Here is a 1530-nt window from a genome sequence, read left to right as displayed (position 1 = left end):
GTGAGAGAGCCCCTCATCGTCAAGCTGGTTGTGAGTCATTCATTACCTGTTGATTGAAGGAGCCGGCGATGGCCGTTGATAACAAGGGTTTTACGCGTGAAGAGATCCGTGAGTTCATGCATGAGTACTATTTGCAGCCGCACGGGACGAGGAAGGAGTGGCTGGCCTCGACGTCCGTTTCGGACTGGACGTTCCGCAGGTGGCGCACCCTGATGGTCCAGGGCGATATCGACCGTGGCCTGATTCCGCGGGAGCATGGAGGCATGGTCCCAACGAATCGTGAACTCTCCGCGTTTGAAAAAGCACGCGCGAAGGAAATGGCTGCCCACCGTGCCGAAGTCGAAAAGCTCCAGAAGCGGGTGCAGGAGCTGGAGGACACGAATTCCGCGCTGGGAAAAGCTATCGGGCTCTTGCACGAGTTGAGCGTGCCAGAGCCCGATACAACCCCGACGAGCGCTCAGAACGATTCATAGCGGCCGAGAACAGTCTTGTCTTGGATCTGCATGTGATCATCGGCTCCCAGCGGACAGCGCTCGAGCTGGCGGGCGTGTCGCGCGGGACCTGGCATTACCGGTTCAATCCCCGTCCGGCGGTGCAGGACCCGGTCCACCAGGCCGACCGTGCCTACGAATGCCGGATCAGCACCGCGCATCAGGACCGGATCCTGGGGTTCATCCTGGCCGGTTGGGAGAAGGGCAACTCCGTTGACCATGCCTTCGCCACGGCCTGGGACAACGGCGTGCTGCTCGCCTCCAACCGCACGTGGTGGCGGATCGCGGCAGGGTACGAGGATCAGCAGGCCCGCCCAACCATCCCGCGCAAGCGTGGGGGCAAGCGTGGTTCCTCTGAGATGCCGGTGGTCAAGGCCACCGGCCCCTGCCAGGTCTGGTCCTGGGACATCACCGATGTCTATTCCAAGTGGCAGGGGAAGGTTTTCAAGGTGTACTCCATCATGGACATCTTCTCCCGAGAGATCGTCGGCTGGCGGGTGGAGGAACGCGAGTCCGACCACCTCGCCGCGGAGATGTTCAGGACAGCCATCGCCCGGCACGGCGCCCCGCTCATCGTGCATGCCGATTCAGGCCCGGCCATGAAGTCAAACCTGCTCCGTGACACCCTCACCGCCCACGGCGTGGAACTTAGCCATAACCGCCCGTACGTCTCCAACGACAATCCCTTCTCGGAGTCAGGCTTTCGCACGATGAAATACCGGCCCGGCTACCCCCGGATCTTTGACGATCTCGAGGCCGCCAGGGAGTACCCCACCGGCTATGTGCACTGGTACAGCACCGATCACAAACACTCAGGCATCGCACTGTTCTCACCATCACAAGTCCACGACGGCTCGTGGAAAGAGCTCTGGGACAAGCGAGACAAAGTCCACCAGGACTACTACGAACGACACCCAGGAAGATTCCGCCAACGACCCACCACGCCGGCCCCCGCCACACACGTCGGGATCAATCTGCCCGAGACCAAAACACCCCAAAAACTAGCCCAGTGACTCCACACAGCTTGACAACTTTCGAG

At 61.2% G+C, this 1530-nt stretch carries 2 protein-coding genes; both read left to right on the top strand.

Annotated features, from left to right (window positions below):
• The first annotated feature begins 68 nt into the window (after window positions 1-68).
• The gene (locus J1902_RS19000) at window positions 69-473 is read left to right on the top strand and encodes a hypothetical protein (RefSeq protein ID WP_207617924.1); all 405 of its coding nucleotides are present in this window, start codon (window positions 69-71) and stop codon (window positions 471-473) included.
• A 20-nt stretch (window positions 474-493) separates the two neighbouring features.
• Entirely contained in the window at window positions 494-1504 is a 1011-nt protein-coding gene (locus J1902_RS18995; protein WP_207617923.1) for a DDE-type integrase/transposase/recombinase, read from the top strand.
• The last annotated feature ends 26 nt before the right edge of the window (window positions 1505-1530 follow it).

This window comes from Arthrobacter cavernae (assembly GCF_017368795.1).
Lineage (GTDB): Bacteria > Actinomycetota > Actinomycetes > Actinomycetales > Micrococcaceae > Arthrobacter > Arthrobacter cavernae.
This window is presented reverse-complemented; position numbering and strand designations above follow the sequence as displayed.